Origin of the sequence: Pedobacter ghigonis, assembly GCF_903166585.1 — a bacterium.
Taxonomy (GTDB): Bacteria; Bacteroidota; Bacteroidia; order Sphingobacteriales; family Sphingobacteriaceae; genus Pedobacter; species Pedobacter ghigonis.
Genome location: NZ_CAESCM010000006.1, coordinates 1 through 20317, shown reverse-complemented (window position 1 = coordinate 20317; position 20317 = coordinate 1). Strand labels below are relative to the sequence as shown.

Sequence of the window (20317 nt, the reverse complement as noted above, 5' to 3'; positions counted from 1 at the left end):
ATCTATTTAAAATGGGTTAAAAACACCTTTTTTAGCAAAAAAATTAACATAAATAAAGTGCCATTACAGTGAGGTAACTTTTTGCTTTTCTATTTAAGGCCCGGTCGTCTACAAATCTGGTTCTTAAAATTTTAAGGGCATTACCGATGTGGTTTTCGACCGTTTTTTCTGAGATATTGAGTTCTGATGCAATTTCCCGGTATTTGAAATTATCAAATCTGCTTAGTTTAAATACTTTTTTACATTGGGTGGGTAATTTCTCTATTTCATTATGCAAAATAATGATCATTTCATTTTCATCATCCAGATCGGTTAGGTAATCATCAGAAAATTCGGCAGCCAGTTTTAAGTGATGCTGTTCTAAGTTCTTTTGGCGGTTGGCAAAATTAATGGAGGCATTTACAACCGAGCGGTACAGATATGATTTTACGGATTTAACCTCAGTAAGGGTTTCGGGAAACTCCCAGATCTTAAGAAAAATATCCTGAACAATCTCTTCTGCTGTATGAATATCACTAATGTATTTATCACTTGCCAGAATAAGTTTTTGAAAATAGGAAGTGTAGAAACGTGTAAAGGCAGCGCTATGTCCACTTTCTATTAACGAGATCAAATCCTTTCCTGTTTCAATTTTTGCAGTATCCATTAATACATAATTGCTTCCAACACTTAATACCGAATCAATTATACACAATAATGTGCAATTATTAATACAAGAAATAAACTTTAAACTAACTAATTAGGCTAGTATTGATAATAAGGCGAAATCATCAGGTAAACCACCACTCCAGTTATGGCTACATATAACCACAAAGGGAAGGTAATTTTAGCAATCTTTTTATGGCGATCGAAACGCTCTGCCAAAGCCCTAACATAAGTAACCAATACCAATGGAATAATAGCAATTGAAAGCAGGATATGCGTTAAAAGAATAAAAAAGTAAACATATCTTACAGTTCCATCCCCTCCAAATTTAGTAGAAGGCGTAGTCATGTGGTAAGCAATGTACATCACCAAAAACAATAAAGAACAACCAATGGCAGTTTTCATTAAATTTTGGTGCAGGGTAACTTTTCCGTTTTTAATGGCCCAAACGGCTACAATCAAAAGGATCGCTGTTATACCATTAATGGTTGCATATATAGGTGGTAAAAAAGGAAGCGGAGGTGCATCAATCCCTAAATCTTTAAGTTTTACTACAAATAAAACCGCTACAGCTACGGGAATTAATATGGATAGGATAATGATCCATTTGTTATATTTTTTCTCAATTGGGCTATTTTCCATGAGTTTTAACGCTCTTTTATATTTTATAATTATTCAACAACCAGTTATAGTATGTGTGCTTTGTACTTTCGACTAAAGACTTTGGGCTTTGTGCTAAATTACCTGCCGTCTTTAACATTCCTCAAATACTCGGCAATTAATACCTTAATCTCATCTTCGAGCTTCGAATTGGCCTCTTTATTATCGGCTTCATAAATCCCCCTGATGCGGTGCAGGTTATCGATGAGTAAAATTTTATTACTGAAAATGAAAGTTGGTTTAGTGCGGGTATCATCTTCAATTACATCGAGCATCAAACCATTTTTAATGAGCGGGTAAGTTTGTATGGTATCGCCGGCTAAAAAATCCCATTTACCTTCTTTTGCTTTAAATCTGGCTGCGAAATCTTTTATTTTACCCTGATCGGCCGGATCTACGGATAAGCTTAAAAACTTAACCAATGGCTTTTTCTCGTAACCATCAGACAGTTGTTTGATGTAATTACCTGCCTGCTGGTTGCTGGCACCGGTATGGAATAAATTCAGTACAACAATCTTGTTCTCCAGCGATTTCCAACTGATGGTATCATTATGCTGGTTAACAAGTTTAAAATCGGGGATTTGATGGTAAATCGTATCCGGAATTTTCTTCCCCTTTACACTATGAAAGGTGGTGGCTACAACCTTTTTACCGAAGATGGGTAAACTCTTATACCTGTTTTTAGCAAAGTGCGGCAACAAGTAAAAAAATAAAAATCCCGGTATAGCTAAAATGCTTACCAGGATTAATACCTTTTTTATAGGGCTTCTTTTCATTAATGGCTCATCATGTGCAGGTTTAAAAACCCACCTTCTATTAGCATTAAAACAATAAAGTAAATAATGAAAATGAATGATACCGTTAACGCTAACTGTAAGCCAAGTTTCTCATACTTTAAGTGCATGAAATAAGCCACAATATAAAAAGCCTTTAATAATGTTAAAACGATATAAACGTAGTTACCAATATGCTGGGTCATATATCCTTTCGGAATTAATACCAACGCAATGATAAACTCAATTACAGTAATTAATAAAAGGATTCCGAAAACTTTCCAGATTTTACCTTTTGATAAACCTGCGTGATCGTCGTGTCCGTGACCTTCTGTTGAATGTGTGTGCTCTGACATAAAAATATTTTTATAATATGATAAATTAAACCAAATAGAAGAATGTAAATACGAACACCCATACTAAATCTACGAAGTGCCAGTATAAACCAACTTTCTCAACCATTAAATAGTGACCTCTTCTTTCGAAGGTTCCGTTAATTGTCATGATCAAGATGATGATGTTAATTACCACACCACTAAATACGTGGAAACCGTGGAAACCGGTAATGGTAAAAAATAAGTTTGCAAATTGTTGTGCAGCTACTAATGAAACATCTTCAGGCTTAAGGAAGAAGTGTTTTAACTCCTCAGCAGAAGGGATATGTCCCCACCAGAAACCATCGTGGTGTAAGTGAGTCCACTCAATTGCCTGACAGCCTAAGAACATAAAACCACCAACGATAGTTGCAACCATCCAGCCGATAACTTCTTTTTTAGAACGTCTGTGTCCGGCTTCTACCGCTAACACCATCGTAACCGAGCTCATGATTAAGATAAAAGTCATGATACCCACGAAAACCAATGGTGCACCATGCTCGGCAATACCTGGAATAGATTGGAAAACTTTATCTGGAGCTGGCCATGTTAATTTAGAAAAACGCTGAGCGCCGTAGTAGATCAATAATGATGAAAAGGTAAAAGCATCTGATAATAGGAAAAACCACATCATGATTTTACCATATTCTACCGACCACGGAGAACGACCACCATTCCATGGTCCGGTTTTAACTTGATCTAATTGTGATACTGCATTCATTTGGAAATAGTATAATAGTTTGTTAACAAATTTAACGGTTCAAAAGTAAAAAAACATATAGATATATCCATAGGATATCTATAAAATGCCAAAAAATAGAAGCGATTTCCATTCTATACTGGCTCTTGGCAGCAGGAATATTCTTATAACTGCCTATTAGTGCATTAATTATAAAGCCTACACCAGCAATAATATGCAACAAGTGCAAGCCAGATACTACGTAAATAAAAGAAATTGCTGCATTGTTGCCTACCAGGGTTGCTCCTGTTCTAACCATACTTCCCCATGCATTAAACTGCATAATGCCGAAAGCTACAGCCAGTATTACAGTAAGCCAAAGCAGGTTGCGCTGTGAGCTGAAATTAAGTTTCTTTAGGGCTCTTGCCGCTAAAAATAAAGTAACACTGCTGGCTAAAATTACCAGGCTCGAGTAAATAAATGCATCGGGCAATACTAAACCATGCCCTTTACCTTTAGATGCGGCAAATACCAGATAATAACTGGTAAAGCCCCCAAACATAATGGTAGATGATACTACGAATAACCAAACAATAAACTTTCTGGGTTTTGGATCAAATGTATCCTGGATCTTTTCCATTGTGATAACCATCAGTTATTTTGCTATAAAATTTAATAATAAACCCAGCTGTACAGCAGGGATGTAAAAAAATGAACAGAACATCACGCGCTTCGCATCAATCATTTCTCTGTTCAGTAAAAGTTTAAATGCTAACCAGCTAAAAATAAAGCCAGCTATTAATGATAAGCCTGCTATGTAATAACCGCCAAAGCCATAAAAGGTTGGCAGCAAACTTACCGGTATTAAAATCAGCGTGCTTAAAAACGTAAGTAATGCTGTTGCCTTATCACGTTTTTTGGTAGGCAATAACCTAAAGCCTGCTTTTTTATAATCATCATCCAATACCCATGCAATGGCCCAAAAATGTGGGAACTGCCATACAAACTGGATCAGGAACAGAATACCAGCAATGTAATAATCGATTTCGTGGAACAATTCGGCTTTTAAACTGCCAAATGCTGCCAGATAACCAATAAGCGGTGGCAATGCTCCCGGAATGGCTCCAACAAAAACGGCAATCGGCGATTTCCTTTTTAATGGTGTATAGGCAAAAGCATATAATAAAATCGAGAATACCGATAATAAACCCGTTTCCAGATTTAATTTACCCAATAACCAGGTACCCACAAACGACATAAACACACCTAAAATTAATCCCTGTCCGGTAGTCATCCTACCTGCTGGCATTGGCCTGTCTTTAGTGCGCGACATCAGTTTATCCAGGTCCTTTTCAATAATCTCGTTAAAGGTATTAGCAGCTGCAGTAACCAAAAAGCCACCTGCAATTAAAATCAGCCAGTTTCCCCAATCTATACTTGGAATATGGCCTCTGCCTACCTGCATCTTCTGCCCAATCAGAAAAGAGATCGACGCAGAAAACACTACCGTAAACGATAGCCTGAATTTGATGAGTTTAGAAAAATCTGAAATATATTGTTTCAATTCCCTTAAATATTATTGTTTATATGTACTGGTACGGTAAACCAACAAGTACAGGTAAAACTGTAAACTAAACAGCAGCGTAGAGAACAAAATATGTAATGCCTGTGCTACCGGCGGAAAAGCAATGTATGCCAAAGCTAAACCACTTAATAACTGAACCAAGAGCGTAATTAAGATAAACCTGGCTGTTAACAGTGGAGCTGCTTTGCCACTAAAACGGTCGATAACCATTTTATAAACCACCCCGTTCGTTATCACCACCAGTATAGCCAGGTCGCGGTGATAAGAAAATATACTTCCCACTTTTGAAATCCAGGTATCTTTAGCACCATAGGCCAGTGCCTTTGCAATTACATCAACCGCTTCCCTTACATCGGTACCAATAACAATCTGCACAAGGCTTATAATTAACGTAAAGAACAAAAATCCTTTAAGCCACAATATGCGGTACATAATAACCGATGGGGCCTTGTTTAACTGTTTTGCGTAGTTATAGGTGTAAATGGAAATGGCCAGAATAACCAGTGCCAAAAGCATGTGTACGGTTACCACCCATTGCGCCAAGTTAGTAGAAACTACAATTGAACCTAACCAACCCTGATATCCCACCACAAAAATATTAAGGATGCTTAATACAATTATGCGTTTACCTGTTTTTCTATAAGTAAAAGAACATATCGCTGTTAACAGTAAAAAGATCCCGGCAGCTACACCCGCCAAACGGTTCAGATATTCGGTCCAGGTTTTAGTTGGATTAAACTCTTCAGGCACTGTAATGCTTTTATCATGTCTGATGCTATCAGCCAATGCTACTTTGCCCATACTTTCGAGGTATTTGGCAAATTTTTCGTTTTTCTTAAGCCTGCCCGCTACATATTTTTCCTTGTAATTGGCCGGTAACTGCGATACATCGGTAGGTGGAATATAACGATCGAAACATTTTGGCCAATCCGGACAGCCCATGCCAGAGCCTGTACTGCGTACAATACCGCCGGCAAGGATAACCAATAACGTAATTACGATGGTTATCAGATTAATTTTAATGAAACGTTGTTCTGATCCGCTGACCATATATCTATTAAGATGAAAAGGGTATCCGGATAAGCAGAAACTTAATCAGATACCCCTTCTAAATTTTATTTAAAGCTTTAAACTAGCCCTTATTTGCTTCAACTGGATTGGCTAATTCCCATTCTTGTTGAATTTTTTCTGCTTCAGCATTTCCTTCAAAATCGTGAGGCAAGTTAGAACTCATGGTTTGAGAGAAAGGTACAGTTTGCGGAATGAAATCTGCATCATGTCCTGGCTTGCTGTAATCGTAAGGCCATCTGTAAACAGTTGGAATTTCTCCTGGCCAGTTACCATGTAAGTGTTCTACTGGTGCAGTCCACTCTAATGTATTGGCTTCCCAAGGGTTTTGAGGAGAAACTTTACCTTTAAAGATCGAGTAGAAGAAGTTAAATAAGAACGCAACTTGTGCCAATGCAGCCATAATAGCAGCCCAGGTAACAAATACGTTTACAGTTAACCATTTTTTCATAAACTCGAACTCAGTAAATGCATAGTAACGACGTGGTACACCATCTAAACCTAAGAAGTGAAGCGGGAAGAATACCAAATATGCCGCGATGAAAGTTAACCAGAAGTGTAAATATCCTAGTTTCGCGTTCATCATTTTACCGAACATTTTAGGGAACCAGTGATAAACACCTGCAAGCATACCAAAAATTGCTGCTGATCCCATTACCAGGTGGAAGTGGGCAACTACAAAGTAAGTATCGTGTAAGTTAATATCTAAAGATGCGTTACCTAAGAAGATACCGGTTAAACCACCAGAGATAAAGAATGAAACTAAACCAATAGCGAATAACATGGCCGGGGTGAAACGGATGTTACCACGCCATAAAGTAGCCAGGTAGTTAAATGTTTTTACTGCCGATGGTACCGCAATAATTAAAGTAGTGATCATAAATACACCACCCAATAACGGGTTCATACCGGTAACAAACATGTGGTGACCCCATACGATGAACGACAATACAGTAATACCGATCAATGAATAAACCATCGCATGGTAACCGAAGATCGGTTTACGTGAGTTTACTGAGATTACTTCAGATGAAATACCCAAAGCTGGCATGATTACGATATATACCTCAGGGTGACCTAAGAACCAGAATAAGTGTTGCCATAAAATTGGCGAACCACCTTCGTTTGGTAAAATATCAGTACCTAATACGATATCAGATAAGTAGAAACTTGTTCCGAAACTACGGTCGAAAATCATTAATACCACACCCGCAACCAATACAGGGAATGATAAAATGCCCAAGATAGCAGTTAAGAAGAATGCCCAGATAGGTAAAGGCATTTTCCAAAGATCCATACCTTTAGTACGCATGTTTAAGATTGTACTTACATAGTTGATACCACCCATTAATGATGAAGCAACGAAAAGTACCATACTGATTAACCACAATGTCATACCCAAGCCCGAACCTGGCATAGCCTTAGCTACTACAGATAATGGCGGATAAACAGTCCAACCACCAGATGCAGGGCCGGTTTGAATAAAGAATGATGACATCATGATCACACAGGCCATAAAGAAGAACCAGTATGAAAGCATGTTTAAGAATGGCGAAGCCATATCTCGTGCACCAATCTGCAAGGGAATTAATAAGTTACTGAATGTACCGCTCAATCCGGCTGTTAGTACAAAGAATACCATAATGGTACCGTGAATGGTAACCAGTGCCAGATAAAAATCAGATTTAATACGACCGCCTTCAGCCCATTTACCTAAAAATGTTTCTAAGAAAGGGAAACTTTTATCTGGCCAGGCCAATTGGATACGGAATAAAATAGATAAGCCCATTGCTATTACCGCCATAATGATACCGGTAATTAAAAATTGCTTGGCAATCATTTTATGATCCATACTAAAGATGTACTTTGAAATCAAAGTCTCTTTATGATGCCCATGATCAGCGTGATCGTGATTGTGTTCGTCGTGTAATGCTATTGTTGACATAATTCGTTCGCTCCTGCTTAATATTATTTATTTAAAGCCATTTGGTTAGTTTTAACAGCTGCTGAATCTGTAGCTGCTGAATCTGCTACTGCTTTTACAGGTGCAGGTGCCACTGGCAAATTAAATTGTTTTCTTAAATCATCGTTTAAGTATGTTTTCTGTTCTGCTATCCAGGTTTTGTAGTCAGCCTCAGAAACTACACGTACCACTTTTTGCATGTTGTAGTGACCAGAACCACAGATTTTGGCACAGAAGAAAAGGTACTTAAAGTTAGGATCGTTTGTTTCTTGCTGCATCTCTGCAGTTGTTTTTGTAGGCGTAAACTCAAAGTAAGTTTTCATACCTGGTACAGTGTTTAACTGAACCCTGAAATGCGGCATGTAAAAACTGTGAATTACATCTTTACTGGTTAAGATTAACTTAATTGGTTTTCCAACCGGAATAACCATTTCGTCAGCCATCTCATCGTCACGAGAGTTAAGATCTTTGAAATCGATACCCAGTGGATTAGCAGCTGTAGTTAATTTGTAGTTTTTAGCACCTACAACACCATCAGCTCCAGGGTAACGGATAGACCATTTAAACTGCTCTGAAGTTACTTCAATTTGTAATGGTTTGTTGTTTGGATCTTCAACTTTGTAGAAAATTGATCTCCAGGTTAAGAAACCCATTAACACCAATACCGTTAATACTAAAGCCGGAACAATTGTCCAGATTTTTTCGATTGTATTGTTATGTGGGTAGTAGTAAGCTTTTCTTTTTGCAGAATATTTGTAGATATAAGAAAATCCGAATAATAAGATGTGTGTTACTACAAACACAATTGTGGTGATGATCAATGTTAAATTGAACATCTCATCTATTTTCTTACCATGTTCTGATGCTGCATCAGGAAGTAACATTGCACCGTGCACTGTATATTCCCAATATACACCGTATAAACCTAACACTAAAAACAAGGCAAATAAACTTGCATGTACCCTGTTCCAATTAATGCCTACAGGTTTACCTTGTGCTTCGCGGCTTAATTCATATACCCTTATCGATTTACCGATAATTGCAATGAATAAACATACGGCAAGGAAAATCAGTATATAAAATATTACCGATTTATAAACCTCGCCCATATCAACCTTAGGTGCCGCGGCAGCACCTGCTGCTGCATCTTGCGCAAATACGCTAGTGTTTGCAAAAACAGTAAGTAATACTGCTAAAGCTGCGGTCGTTTTATTCGTTATAAACTTTCTTAAACTCATTTTCTTAAAAGTAGTACGCTGTACTGCTAATTATAATAATAACTAAATATTTGCTCTATCTTATCATCATTACAGTTGATGATGCAAACTTTCTTGTAATAATGGGTGATTTTTTGCAATCAAAGGTTTTTTACTCAATGCCGATAAAACGGTAAAGGTAAACAATCCTACGAAACCTACTGCAGTTCCGATTTCAACAATTCCGAAACCGTTGTGGCCATCTTCTACTGCACCTGGCATAATCATTTGGTAGTAATCTACCCAGTGACCTAATAATACCACGATAGAAACGAATAATAATTTGGCGTCGGTTCTTTTGTTATCTCTATCCATTAACAATAACACTGGCGCTAAAAAGTTCATAGCAAGGTTTAAGAAAAACCAGAACTTGTAATATTCGAAGCGTTTGAAGAAATATACAGTCTCCTCAGGCATGTTTGCATAGTAGATCAATAAGAACTGAGCAAACCATACGTAAGTCCAGAAGATAGAGAAACCAAAAATAAACTGACCTAAGTTGTGTAAGTGGCTATTGTTAACCCATTGCATGTAACCAGCTCTTCTTAATAAGATCAGAATGATGGCAATAGTTGCTAAACTGCTTACCCACATGGCTGCAAAGTTATACCAACCGAACATGGTTGAGAACCAGTGCGCCTCTAACGACATCACGGTATCGAAAGCAAAAACCGGCGTTGTAAATCCGTAGATAACCAGGAAGATACAAGCGTTTTTGAAGCTTTTTCTGTAAGAGTTTAAACCACCTGCTAAATCTTCGTTGTAAGAAAGCTTAACAAAAAGCATCGAGAAAATGCTGTAAACACCTAAGAAGATTACCTGACGACCTAAAAAGAAAGGTACGTTAAGGAATACTGATTTACCTGCAATGATCGAATCGTAATGCGGGCTGTTCGGATCGGTTAATCCTTCAGCGTTCCAGTGGTGGTATAAGTTATGTGTAAATAAACCTGCAGTAATAACTACAACAAGTATTACAGCTGCTATAGGCAAAGTTTTTGCCATAGCCTGTGGTACACGTAAAATAGATGCAGACCATCCTGCCTGCGCTACATATTGAACAGCTAGGAAAAATGTACCCGACATACAAACGCATGCAAAGTAATATGCCATAAGCAACAGGTTGGCAAAAGTACGCTCGTGCATCACTTTATCGCCGGCTAAGAAACCAAAGGCTACAGCTGCAGCACCGATAAGGATACCAACTATACTTAAGGTTTTTACTTTTCCTGTAAACTCAAACTGTTCACTAAAATTAATATTGTGAGTTCCCATTTATATTCTGCTTTACTTATTGTTGTTTTTGTAATTCCTGAACATACATCACTACTTTCCAACGATCGGTTGGTGAGATTTGTGAAGCATGCGAGCCCATATTATTTACACCGTATGTAATGGTGTGGTAGATTTTACCTGCAGTAAGCGCTTTCATATCTCCACCTCTTGATGAACTTCCTGCGAAGTACGAAGGCACACCATTAAATTTCTCAATTTTAACCAGGTGTCCTTGTCCGTCTCCTTTAGTTCCATGGCATGGGCTACAGAAAACGTCGAACAAATGCTTACCCTCAGCTAAATTTACAGTATCAACCGGTAAAGGGTTAACCATGCTCACACCAGCTGCTTCATATCCTTCTTTGGTATTAGGATACTCATCATACTCTGTAAAACCAACAGGTTTAGTGTGTGCTGGCGGCAATTGTGCCGTTTTACCATCTTTAAAATTCTTGTTTGGCTGATCCGGATTGTAAGCAATCGGATCATACATGTTTCTGGCATATTCTAAACCAGTACTGCGTTTATCTTTACAAGCAGAAAAGGTAGCTGCAAAAGCGATAGCTAAAAACGCCGTGTAAACAAATTTATTCTTATTCATAGCTAATGTACTTCCTTTCATTATACTTTATTTCTAAAGCACCTGCATCTTTTAATAATCCATCAATTACAGTGTGAGCTGTATTGTCTTTTGCATCAACTGCAATTACAAAACGATCGTCAGTAGCACGTAAATCCATCACTCTTGGTGCTCTTCCTGGAAATAAGTGTGTAGAAGCATAGTAAGTTAACACCATACCGAAAGCACAGAATAATACTGTAAGCTCGAACATTATCGGAATAAAATCCGGCAATGCAAATGATGGTTTACCACCTATGTTTACTCTCCAATCGATAACTGCGCAGAAATAAATCAAAGCGAATGCACAGCAAGTACCGGTAATACCAAAGCAAAATGCCGCGATATCGATTCTAGATCTTTTAATTCCTAATTTGGCTTCTATTCCGTGTATAGGCATTGGAGTATATACATCATAAATGCTGATGTTATTTTCCTGAAGTTTTTCGATGCCATGCATCATTTCATCAGGATCGCCAAAGCTGCCTAAAATATATTTGATATCACTCATTGTTATATTTTTGCGTAATCTTCTTGTTTAACACTATCAAATTTTTCTAAAGACTCTATGTACTCAGCTACATATTCTTTATTCTCGTGCCCTTCTTTAATCTGTTTCATTTTAGCTTGCTCACTTGCAGATTTTAATAATAATTTAACCTCTGCGATAGCGATTGATGGCAATACCCTTAAGAACAATAAGAATAAGGTGAAGAATAATCCAATCGAACCTACGAATACACTGATATCAACCCAGGTTGGATAGAACATCGCCCAGCTAGATGGAATATAATCGCGGTGTAATGAAGTAACGATAATTACGAAACGCTCGAACCACATACCTACGTTTACTACGATTGATAAAATCCAGGTAGCTTTAATGCTTAAACGGATCTTTCTGAACCATAATAACTGTGGAGAGATTACGTTACAAGTCATCATCATCCAGTACGACCACCAGTAAGGACCAGTAGATCTGTTGATGAAGGCATACTGCTCATACTCTGAACCTGAATACCAGGCAATGAAGAACTCAGTTAAATAAGCAACACCTACAATTGATCCGGTTAAGATGATGATTTTATTCATCGACTCGATGTGGAACATGGTGATGTAATTCTCTAAGCCTAATACTTTACGGGCAACCAATAATAAGGTTAACACCATCGCGAAGCCCGAGAAAATCGCACCTGCTACGAAGTATGGAGGGAAGATGGTAGTGTGCCATCCCGGAATTACTGAAGTTGCAAAGTCCATTGATACAATCGTGTGTACCGAAAGTACAAGTGGTGTAGAAATACCAGCTAAGATTAACGACACCGCTTCGAAACGTTGCCATGTTTTAACACTTCCACTCCATCCGAAAGAGAAGATAGAATAGATTTTTCTACGTGTACCCACTGCACGGTCGCGGATGGTTGCAATATCTGGTAATAAACCTGTGTACCAGAATAATAATGATACAGAGAAATAAGTTGAGATTGCAAACATATCCCATACCAATGGTGAGTTAAAGTTTACCCAAAGTGAACCAAACTGGTTTGGTAAAGGTAAAACCCAATAAGCTAACCAAGGGCGGCCCATGTGCGATACTACATAAGTTGCGGCACAGATTACGGCGAAGATCGTCATCGCCTCTGCCGAACGGTTGATTGAGTTACGCCAGTTCTGACGGAAAAGTAATAGTACAGCCGAGATTAGTGTTCCGGCGTGACCAATACCTACCCACCATACGAAACCGGTGATATCCCAAGCCCAACCTACTGTTTTATTTAAACCCCATGCTCCGATACCGTTCCAGAAGGTGTAACTTACAGCTACTGCCCAAAGTAAAGCACCTAATGAGGCAACGATGAAACCAATCCACCAAGCTTTGTTTGGCTTATTTTCTACTGGCATCAAAATATCGTCCGTAATTTTTGCATACGTGATATTATCGCCGGTAATTAATGGTTCTCTAAGTATTGATTCGTTATGTCCTGACATAATTTGTATTTTCTTTATACTAAAGCTTACGCTTGTACTGTTGTATCTGTATTTCTAATTTTTGTCATGTAGCCGATACCTGGTTTCACATTGATTTCTTCTAATACGTAGTAGATACGCTCAGAACGCAATGCTTTTGAAACCTCTGAATTTGGATCGTTTGCATCACCAAATACGATTGCATTTGCTGAACAAGCTTCCTGACAAGCCATTTTAATATCGCCATCTTTTAATGGACGTTTCTCCAGTTTAGCTTGTAATTTGCCACCTTGTATACGTTGAATACACATTGAGCATTTTTCCATAACCCCTCTTGAACGTGTAGTTACATCAGGATTTAAAACCAATTGGGTAAACTCGTTATTTAAATAGTTATCGAAACGAGAATCGTTCCAGTAGTTGAACCAGTTGAAACGACGTACTTTGTATGGACAGTTGTTTGCACAGTAACGTGTACCTACGCAACGGTTATAAGCCATGTGGTTTAAACCATCACTTGAGTGTACTGTTGCCAATACCGGACATACAGTTTCGCAAGGTGCGTGATCACAGTGTTGGCACAACATTGGTTGGTGAACAACTGAAACGTGATCTAAGTCTTCTAATTTTGCAATTTCCTTCTCTCTCGTTACATCGCCATCTTTAGTTTCATAGCTATAGTAACGGTCGATACGGATCCAGTGCATTTCACGGCGACGACGAACCTCATCACGGCCTACAACCGGAATATTGTTTTCTACGTTACAGGCAACAACACAAGAACCACAACCAGTACAAGCATTCAAATCGATTGCCATAACCCAGTTGTTACCTGGTTTTTCGTATTGATCCCAAAGATCGTAATCTTTGTGCTCGCCTTTTTCGTTACCGGCACCAGCATTTTTTAAGTATTCCTTAAAAGTAGCTTCTTTAATTACTGCACGGCCCTCGAAAGAGTGGTGGGTTTGTGTTTGTGCCAGTTCGTAGTAACCGCCTGTTGGGGTAATGGTTACCGAAGTAGCATATTGCATTGTTCCGTTAACAAAAGAAACAAAAGGGAAAGCATTTTTACCTACATCGTTACCAGCTTTACCAGTTTTGGTACGGCCGTAACCTAATGCGATAGATGCAGTTCCTTGTGCTTGTCCTGGTTGGATCAATACCGGAAGGTCTACCGAATATCCGTTGCTACCTTTTACAGTTACAACATCAAATTCTTTAACTTTTAATTTTTCTGCGAATTTCGGAGCAATGGCAACAAAGTTATCCCAGGTTACTTTAGAAACCGGATCAGGTAACTCTTGTAAGAATGCGTTGTTTGCATTTTTACCATCACGCATCGGGATGTTTTCGTAAACCTGTAACTCTACTTCTTTAGCCAAAGCTTTGCTGCTGTTGGTAATTGAAGTAGCTACTGCAGCTAACGATAAAGTGAAGCTGTAAGCAGCAGCAGCTTTAGCAGCTGTTGTAACTACACCTTTCTCTAACACCTCTTCCCATTTCAAACCTGCAGCTGGCAATACTTTAGCTTCCCAGTTGCTGCGTACAAACTGATAGTAGTCTTTAACAGGAGCATCAGCCCAGGTTAATAAACTCTCTTCTGCCTGACGGCTATTGAAAACCGGGTTAATGGTTGGCTGAACGATAGAATAATATCCTTCGTAAGCATTCGCATCACCCCACGATTCTAAGTAGTTGTGGTTAATAGCAATTGCATCGCAAAGCGTAGCTGTTTCATCAGCACGGTCTGAGAATGAAATTTTTGCCGGAACTTTAGCTAAAGCATCAGTAAATGCTTTTGCATTTGCTGCATCGTAAGCCGGGTTGCTGTTTAAGAATAAAACTGCACCAACTTCGCCACGTCCCATTTCAGCAACTAAGCCATTAAATTCAGCATCGTTACCAGCATATAAGTAGCAAGGGTTATCTAAATCGATAGTAGTACCGTAACTTCCGATAGCGGCGTTAATGGCATTTACTAAAATTTGTGTAGAAACATCGTTCGAACCACAAACTACTAAACCTTTACCTTTATTCTGTAATAATTCTTTAGCAACTAATTTAATTACTTTATCAGCTGTAGCATTATTACCTAATGTTCCGCCAGGTAAAGCCTGACCAGTAATTGCGTTGTATAAAGCGATTAATGCAGGGCCTTCTTCTGATAATTTAACAGGAACACGGGTATCGGCGTTAGTACCGGTTAAGCTCATACCACCTTCGAACTGAATGTGGCGGCTCATTTTTTTATTTTCTAACGATTTGTAGTTACGGTTAGCAGTATACTGAGAAGTAAACTCTTCACCACTGATCCAGGTACCTAAGAAATCGGCACTGAAACTAACAATTAAATCGGCTTTATCGAAGTTATACTTTGGTAAAACAGCTTTACCAAAACTATTTTGGTTAGCCTGAATAATACCTGTATATGAAACAGCATCGTACTGAACCAGTTTAGCTGCAGGATATTTAGCAACAAAAGTTGCAATAGCTGCGTTAGTTGACGGGCTGTTTACTGTTGATGCAACGATACGGATTTTTTTACCTGAAGCCTGTGCTTTTGCCAACTCGCCTTTTACAAAGCTGTCGATTTTTGCCCAGGTAGTTTCTTCAGTCTGACCACCTTTTACTAAAGCTGGTGCTTTTAGTTTAGATACATCGTATAAATCTAAAACTGAAGCTTGCGCTCTTGCATCGGTACCGCAATTGTATAAACCTGCATTTGGATTCGGTTCAATTTTAATTGGGCGTCCCTCTCTTGTTTTAACTAAGATACTCTGGCCATTGAAGCTAGAAGTATAAAAGTTAGGAATACCTGGAGTAACCTCTTCAGGTTTTACCAGATAAGGGATTGATTTTTTTAACGGTGTACTTTGGCAGGCAGCTAATGTAACCGCACCTAAACCAAAACCTAACGCCTTTAAAAAGTCGCGGCGTGGGGTAACGGTACTTAACCCTGCTTCATTTAAAACATCTTCTATTGGAAGTGGCTCGGCGAATTCGTTTTTGTTATTTTTAACAAAATCCGGTGTATTGTTATACTCCTCTAAGCCTTTCCAGTATTTTTTATTGCTTTCCATTTAAGCTATATTACTGTTTATCGAACGTTCTTACTAAACTCTAATCTATTAATAGTGGCACTTACCACACTCTAAACCACCCAATAACGCTGGTGTAATTTTCTCGCCTTTTTTAATTTTTTCGTGCGCTTCAATAACCTTAGCGTAGAAAGCATTGTTTTTCTGACCAGAAATATCTGTTTCTTTATGGCAGTTAATACACCATTTCATGGTTAATGGAGAATATTGATAAATTTCTTCCATTGTATTAACCGGACCGTGACAAGCGAAACAAACAGGTTCAGTTGGCTGTAATCCTTTTGCTTTACGAATTGCATCTTCTGCAACTACCACGTGTTGAGAGTGGTTGAAGTAAGCAAAATCAGGTAGATTGTGTACACGTACCCACTCCATTGGTTTCGATTTGCTCTCGTCATACTTCTGTGTTTCAGGATCGTAACCTAAAGCACTGTAGATTTTCTTGATCTCAGGAGAAATCTCGCCATCATATTTATCTCTTGCCTGTACCGCTTTGTGGCAGTTCATACAAACGTTTAATGATGGAATAGATGCATTTTTAGATTTAAATGCTCCAGAGTGGCAGTACTGACAATCGATCTGATTGATACCTGCGTGCAGCTCGTGAGAGAATTTAATTGGCTGAACTGGTTGATAGCCAGTGTGAACACCGGTTTCCCACATGCCCATCCAACCGAACGAACCTAAGCAGATAATTAGACACAAGATGAAGAACATCACAAATTTCTTGTTTTTGAACATCTTGCGCACACCTACTTTCAATGGCACATCTTCTTCAATTTCGATACCTTGTTTCTGTAGAATCAGACGCTCTAATAATTTAGATGCGCGACCTAGAATAACAAGGATAACAATAGCTACAATTACAATGGCTACGATACCTGCAATTGATAAACCTGAAGTAGATTCGTCTTTAACGGCAGCACCACCTTCAGCTTTAGCAGCTTTAGGCTCGCCTTCTTTAATGTAAGCTAAGATATCTTTTACTTTTGTTTCGTCTAACTCAGGAAAAGATGTCATTGGAACTTTTCCGTGATCGTTAAAAAGTTTAACAGCCTCAGGGTTACCAGAAGCTACCAAGCCTTGCGAATTTGGAATCCATTTTAAAAGGAACTCTTCAGAGTGACGATCCGATACTCCTGTTAAGGCAGGACCAACCATTTTCTGATCTAATGCGTGGCACGACGTACATTTTGCTTTGAAAAGCGTTCTTCCCTCTTTAGCATCTTGCGCATTTACGGTAGAAACCGCTATTACGGAAACTGCTGAAAATACGAATAACGACTTCCAAACATTCTTTAAAATCATCGAGATATCTCTCATAATGAACACTTTATACTTATTTAATTTACTTTTTGTTGTGAAATTGATGCTTGAACCCAGATAGCCCCATCAAAACTTGAACAAAAGTATAACTTATTAATAAATCCCATGACATAATAGTGACTGGAAATACAATTTATAATCATTCTAAACAAATGCTGATTTGAGCCATTCAGGCAATAAAAATGCCCATTTTTGATACCTAATCTCAAATGGGCATACCAAAAACCAATTTGGTTTATTTATTTCTTGCAATTATTGTTTTAATATCCACGCAAACATTAATGGTGCTACAATTGTTGCGTCGCTTTCTACAATAAATTTAGGTGTGTGAATATCCAGTTTACCCCAGGTAATTTTTTCGTTCGGCACTGCGCCCGAATACGAGCCGTAAGAAGTGGTCGAATCTGAGATCTGGCAGAAGTAGCTCCAGAAGGGAATGTTTTCCATTTCCATATCCTGATACAACATTGGTACTACGCAAATCGGGAAATCGCCGGCAATACCTCCACCAATCTGGAAGAAACCAATTCCTTTACCGCCACTGTTGGCAATATACCAATCGGCAAGCCAGCCCATATATTCAATACCACTTTTCATGGTAGTTGCCTTTAATTCACTTTTCATTACGTACGAGGCGAAAATGTTACCCATCGTCGAATCTTCCCATCCAGGCACTACGATTGGTAAATTCTTTTCAGCCGCAGCCAGCATCCACGAGTTTTTAGGGTCTATTTCATAGTATTGCTCCAAATCGCCGCTTAACAGCATTTTGTACATGAACTCATGCGGGAAATATCTTTCGCCAGCTGTATCTGCATCCTTCCAGATTTTGTGGATGTGTTTCTGTAAACGACGGAAAGCTTCTTCTTCCGGAATACAAGTATCGGTAACGCGGTTGTAGTGGTTCTCTAATAAGTCCCACTCATCCTGCGGGCTCAAATCGCGGTAGTTTGGTACACGTTTATAGTGAGAATGCGCAACCAGGTTCATAATATCCTCTTCTAAATTGGCACCTGTACAAGAAATAATCTCCACTTTATCCTGACGGATCATCTCTGCAAGCGAAATACCCAATTCTGCAGTACTCATTGCACCGGCAAGTGTGATCATCATTTTGCCACCCTCGTCTAAATGCGTTTCGTATCCTTTAGCCGCATCCATCATTGCCGCAGCATTAAAATGGAGATAATTGCGCTCCATAAACTGAGATATTGGTCCTCTAGTATTGCTCATTTCGTTTTGTATTGTTTGCCGCAAAAATAGGTATTTAGGCCGAAAGGTTAAAACGTAAATGTGTTTAGCGTTTTGCGGGCTGCGCTTGGCGTTTGTTGACTGATATAAATAGCCTATCACTGCCCCGTCCGAATCCCTTCCTTATCTTTTACCACAAAGGCACGAAGGCACAAAAGAATTCTTACATTATGTTTATTAGAATTTCAGTCCTCATTAACCGATCTCACTCGTGATCGTCATCCTGAGCGAAGCCGAAGGATCTTTTAAAGCAATACCTATTATATGGTATACCTTATATATATAGAATAATCAAGCACCAGTGAACTAACCAGTTTGGAGTTGAGAGGTTGGAGTTTAGAGCCAGTTAACCGATTTGCAGCCACCAATGAACTAATGACCATGAACTAGTGAAACAATTAACCAGTTAACCAACATATAACTAAATTTCCTTTTCTTTGCACCGATGAAAAAATATTATCTAATTATTTTACTGGCGTTCGTTTCGGGAAGTGCTTTTGCACAAATGAAACTGATCAGGAAAATGCTCTCTAACGAAAAAGATACTACACGTAAAGCTAGTTTTTTACCTCTACCCGCTTTTGGCTATAGTCAGGAAACCGGATTTGAGTTTGGTGTTGGCGCTATTTATTCATTTTATATAGACCGTAAGGATACGCTAAACCGCAGTTCCAATTTTGCGTTGAATACGACCTACTCTACCAAAAAGACCGCAAATTTTATGCTTAAGGGCGATAGCTGGACAAAGGGGAACAAATACCACTTTATTGGTGATATCCGTTTTAAAAACCAGCCATTTAATTTTTACGGTATCGGCAACAACGCTAAAAAGTCAGACGAGGATAAATTGGATCAAAGGGTTTTTAAAACACTTTTCGATGCAGAAATGAATACCTTACCCAAAGCTTATACAGGCATTTCATTAGGTTTTGAGAATTACCATTTTATCGATAAGGAAGCTGGTGGCATTTTCACCACAAATCCACGGATTTTGGATAAAGAAGGAGGTTCGGTAGCATGGATCGGAGCATCGCAGAGTTACGATACCCGCAATAGCAACAATTACCCAACCAAAGGTTTTTTTGGGAGGGCAACCTATCAATATGCACCAGATTTTTTTGGCGGGGAAAGTTTCAATGGCTCACAGATTAAGCTCGACCTTCGGGGTTTCTTTAGTTTAGCCCCTAAAGTGGTTCTGGGTGTACAGGGAATATATTATACCATACAAAGTAAAGGCACGCCATTCTATTTATTGCAGCAGTTAGGAAACGACCAAATGATGCGGGGTTATTATAGTGGCCGTTACCGCGACGAAAATTTAATGGCTGCACAGGCCGAAATCCGCTATCGCTTTATGAACCGTTTTGGTATTGTAGCATTCGCAGGTACAGGTAAAGTATTTACAAATGGGCAATTTAACGGCGATGGACTAAAGCCAAACTACGGTGTTGGAGGCCGGTACTTTTTTGATCCGGCAAAAGGCCTGAGTGTTAGGCTCGATTATGGCATAGGCGAAAAACTAGCAAATGAAAAACGCCAAAGCGGGTTTTACATCAGTTTAGCAGAAGCATTTTAAAGAATAGAAAATGGATGATGGAACATGGATGATGGAAAAGGGATAATTGGATTATTTTGTCATGATGAATATTGAGCCACGGAGATTCTGTGTTGATATCCAAATTAATTTTTAATTTTGTAGTCCAAGGCAGCTCTAAGCTAGCTTCATTAGGGCAGTTCATTTTTAATGGCTGCTCTAACAATTTACTTCGTTTTCCACCTC

At 38.7% G+C, this 20317-nt stretch carries 19 protein-coding genes; 1 reads left to right on the top strand and 18 read right to left on the bottom strand.

Annotated elements, in window-relative coordinates:
• Positions 1 to 43: 43 nt before the first annotated feature.
• The 17 genes from HWV58_RS10450 to HWV58_RS10370 all read right to left on the bottom strand — a co-directional run bounded on the left by HWV58_RS10450 (position 44) and on the right by HWV58_RS10370 (position 18519).
• On the bottom strand, positions 44 to 646 hold the full coding sequence (locus HWV58_RS10450) for an RNA polymerase sigma-70 factor (RefSeq protein ID WP_175634058.1): 603 nt from the start codon (positions 644 to 646) through the stop codon (positions 44 to 46).
• 98 nt (positions 647 to 744) lie between these two features.
• The gene (locus HWV58_RS10445; RefSeq protein WP_175634057.1) at positions 745 to 1287 is read right to left on the bottom strand and encodes a DUF420 domain-containing protein; all 543 of its coding nucleotides are present in this window, start codon (positions 1285 to 1287) and stop codon (positions 745 to 747) included.
• A 98-nt stretch (positions 1288 to 1385) separates the two neighbouring features.
• Positions 1386 to 2081, bottom strand: a complete 696-nt coding sequence (locus tag HWV58_RS10440; protein WP_175634056.1) for an SCO family protein — start codon at positions 2079 to 2081, stop codon at positions 1386 to 1388.
• Positions 2081 to 2434, bottom strand: coding sequence for a cytochrome C oxidase subunit IV family protein (locus HWV58_RS10435; RefSeq protein WP_175634055.1), 354 nt, complete (start codon positions 2432 to 2434; stop codon positions 2081 to 2083). Before HWV58_RS10435 ends, HWV58_RS10440 begins: the two co-directional genes overlap by 1 nt.
• 25 nt (positions 2435 to 2459) lie before the next feature.
• Positions 2460 to 3173, bottom strand: coding sequence for a cytochrome c oxidase subunit 3 (locus HWV58_RS10430; RefSeq protein WP_175634054.1), 714 nt, complete (start codon positions 3171 to 3173; stop codon positions 2460 to 2462).
• A gap of 31 nt (positions 3174 to 3204) precedes the next feature.
• Positions 3205 to 3771, bottom strand: coding sequence for a cytochrome c oxidase subunit 3 (locus tag HWV58_RS10425; protein WP_175634053.1), 567 nt, complete (start codon positions 3769 to 3771; stop codon positions 3205 to 3207).
• A 15-nt stretch (positions 3772 to 3786) separates the two neighbouring features.
• On the bottom strand, positions 3787 to 4695 hold the full coding sequence (gene cyoE / locus HWV58_RS10420; protein ID WP_175634052.1) for a heme o synthase: 909 nt from the start codon (positions 4693 to 4695) through the stop codon (positions 3787 to 3789).
• Positions 4696 to 4707: 12 nt separating this feature from the next.
• Positions 4708 to 5766, bottom strand: coding sequence for a COX15/CtaA family protein (locus tag HWV58_RS10415; RefSeq protein ID WP_175634051.1), 1059 nt, complete (start codon positions 5764 to 5766; stop codon positions 4708 to 4710).
• Positions 5767 to 5848: 82 nt separating this feature from the next.
• Positions 5849 to 7636 carry a cytochrome c oxidase subunit I gene (locus HWV58_RS10410; protein ID WP_235972701.1) on the bottom strand — a complete coding sequence of 596 codons (1788 nt, stop codon included), beginning with the start codon at positions 7634 to 7636 and terminating at the stop codon, positions 5849 to 5851.
• Between the two features lie 116 nt (positions 7637 to 7752).
• Complete coding sequence (locus tag HWV58_RS10405; protein WP_175634049.1) at positions 7753 to 8985, bottom strand: cytochrome c oxidase subunit II; 1233 nt, start codon at positions 8983 to 8985, stop codon at positions 7753 to 7755.
• A gap of 69 nt (positions 8986 to 9054) precedes the next feature.
• Entirely contained in the window at positions 9055 to 10278 is a 1224-nt protein-coding gene (locus HWV58_RS10400; RefSeq protein WP_175634048.1) for a quinol:cytochrome C oxidoreductase, read from the bottom strand.
• A gap of 16 nt (positions 10279 to 10294) precedes the next feature.
• On the bottom strand, positions 10295 to 10900 hold the full coding sequence (locus tag HWV58_RS10395) for a c-type cytochrome (protein WP_175634047.1): 606 nt from the start codon (positions 10898 to 10900) through the stop codon (positions 10295 to 10297).
• Positions 10872 to 11408: a DUF3341 domain-containing protein gene (locus HWV58_RS10390; RefSeq protein ID WP_090986764.1), complete on the bottom strand. Its 537-nt coding sequence runs from the start codon at positions 11406 to 11408 to the stop codon at positions 10872 to 10874. Before HWV58_RS10390 ends, HWV58_RS10395 begins: the two co-directional genes overlap by 29 nt.
• 2 nt (positions 11409 to 11410) lie before the next feature.
• On the bottom strand, positions 11411 to 12883 hold the full coding sequence (nrfD, locus tag HWV58_RS10385) for an NrfD/PsrC family molybdoenzyme membrane anchor subunit (protein WP_175634046.1): 1473 nt from the start codon (positions 12881 to 12883) through the stop codon (positions 11411 to 11413).
• Between the two features lie 26 nt (positions 12884 to 12909).
• A complete protein-coding gene (locus HWV58_RS10380) occupies positions 12910 to 15942 on the bottom strand; it encodes a TAT-variant-translocated molybdopterin oxidoreductase (RefSeq protein WP_175634045.1) in 3033 nt (1010 codons plus the stop codon).
• Positions 15943 to 15990: 48 nt separating this feature from the next.
• Positions 15991 to 17283 carry a c-type cytochrome gene (locus tag HWV58_RS10375; protein WP_175634044.1) on the bottom strand — a complete coding sequence of 431 codons (1293 nt, stop codon included), beginning with the start codon at positions 17281 to 17283 and terminating at the stop codon, positions 15991 to 15993.
• Between the two features lie 255 nt (positions 17284 to 17538).
• Positions 17539 to 18519: a deoxyhypusine synthase family protein gene (locus tag HWV58_RS10370; protein WP_175634043.1), complete on the bottom strand. Its 981-nt coding sequence runs from the start codon at positions 18517 to 18519 to the stop codon at positions 17539 to 17541.
• A gap of 463 nt (positions 18520 to 18982) precedes the next feature.
• Here HWV58_RS10370 and HWV58_RS10365 point away from each other — a divergent pair, with 463 nt between their 5' ends.
• The gene (locus HWV58_RS10365; protein ID WP_175634042.1) at positions 18983 to 20113 is read left to right on the top strand and encodes a BamA/TamA family outer membrane protein; all 1131 of its coding nucleotides are present in this window, start codon (positions 18983 to 18985) and stop codon (positions 20111 to 20113) included.
• Here HWV58_RS10365 and HWV58_RS24280 read toward each other — a convergent pair.
• Positions 20091 to 20317, bottom strand: a 227-nt coding sequence (locus HWV58_RS24280) for a hypothetical protein (protein ID WP_217706978.1), incomplete at its 5' end; no start/stop codon positions are given. The genes HWV58_RS10365 and HWV58_RS24280 overlap by 23 nt on opposite strands.

Excerpts from the sequence above, each read along its gene's own strand:
- HWV58_RS10425 (WP_175634053.1), bottom strand. The coding sequence starts at position 3,771 with ATGGAAAAGATCCAGGATACATTTGATCCAAAACCCAGAAAGTTTATT.
- HWV58_RS10405 (WP_175634049.1), bottom strand. The coding sequence starts at position 8,985 with ATGAGTTTAAGAAAGTTTATAACGAATAAAACGACCGCAGCTTTAGCA.
- HWV58_RS10410 (WP_235972701.1), bottom strand. The coding sequence starts at position 7,636 with ATGGATCATAAAATGATTGCCAAGCAATTTTTAATTACCGGTATCATT.
- HWV58_RS10400 (WP_175634048.1), bottom strand. The coding sequence starts at position 10,278 with ATGGGAACTCACAATATTAATTTTAGTGAACAGTTTGAGTTTACAGGA.
- HWV58_RS10450 (WP_175634058.1), bottom strand. The coding sequence starts at position 646 with ATGGATACTGCAAAAATTGAAACAGGAAAGGATTTGATCTCGTTAATA.
- HWV58_RS10435 (WP_175634055.1), bottom strand. The coding sequence starts at position 2,434 with ATGTCAGAGCACACACATTCAACAGAAGGTCACGGACACGACGATCAC.
- HWV58_RS10365 (WP_175634042.1), top strand. The coding sequence starts at position 18,983 with ATGAAAAAATATTATCTAATTATTTTACTGGCGTTCGTTTCGGGAAGT.
- HWV58_RS10440 (WP_175634056.1), bottom strand. The coding sequence starts at position 2,081 with ATGAAAAGAAGCCCTATAAAAAAGGTATTAATCCTGGTAAGCATTTTA.
- HWV58_RS10445 (WP_175634057.1), bottom strand. The coding sequence starts at position 1,287 with ATGGAAAATAGCCCAATTGAGAAAAAATATAACAAATGGATCATTATC.
- HWV58_RS10375 (WP_175634044.1), bottom strand. The coding sequence starts at position 17,283 with ATGAGAGATATCTCGATGATTTTAAAGAATGTTTGGAAGTCGTTATTC.
- HWV58_RS10390 (WP_090986764.1), bottom strand. The coding sequence starts at position 11,408 with ATGAGTGATATCAAATATATTTTAGGCAGCTTTGGCGATCCTGATGAA.
- HWV58_RS10415 (WP_175634051.1), bottom strand. The coding sequence starts at position 5,766 with ATGGTCAGCGGATCAGAACAACGTTTCATTAAAATTAATCTGATAACC.
- HWV58_RS10370 (WP_175634043.1), bottom strand. The coding sequence starts at position 18,519 with ATGAGCAATACTAGAGGACCAATATCTCAGTTTATGGAGCGCAATTAT.
- nrfD (WP_175634046.1), bottom strand. The coding sequence starts at position 12,883 with ATGTCAGGACATAACGAATCAATACTTAGAGAACCATTAATTACCGGC.
- HWV58_RS10380 (WP_175634045.1), bottom strand. The coding sequence starts at position 15,942 with ATGGAAAGCAATAAAAAATACTGGAAAGGCTTAGAGGAGTATAACAAT.
- HWV58_RS10395 (WP_175634047.1), bottom strand. The coding sequence starts at position 10,900 with ATGAAAGGAAGTACATTAGCTATGAATAAGAATAAATTTGTTTACACG.
- HWV58_RS10430 (WP_175634054.1), bottom strand. The coding sequence starts at position 3,173 with ATGAATGCAGTATCACAATTAGATCAAGTTAAAACCGGACCATGGAAT.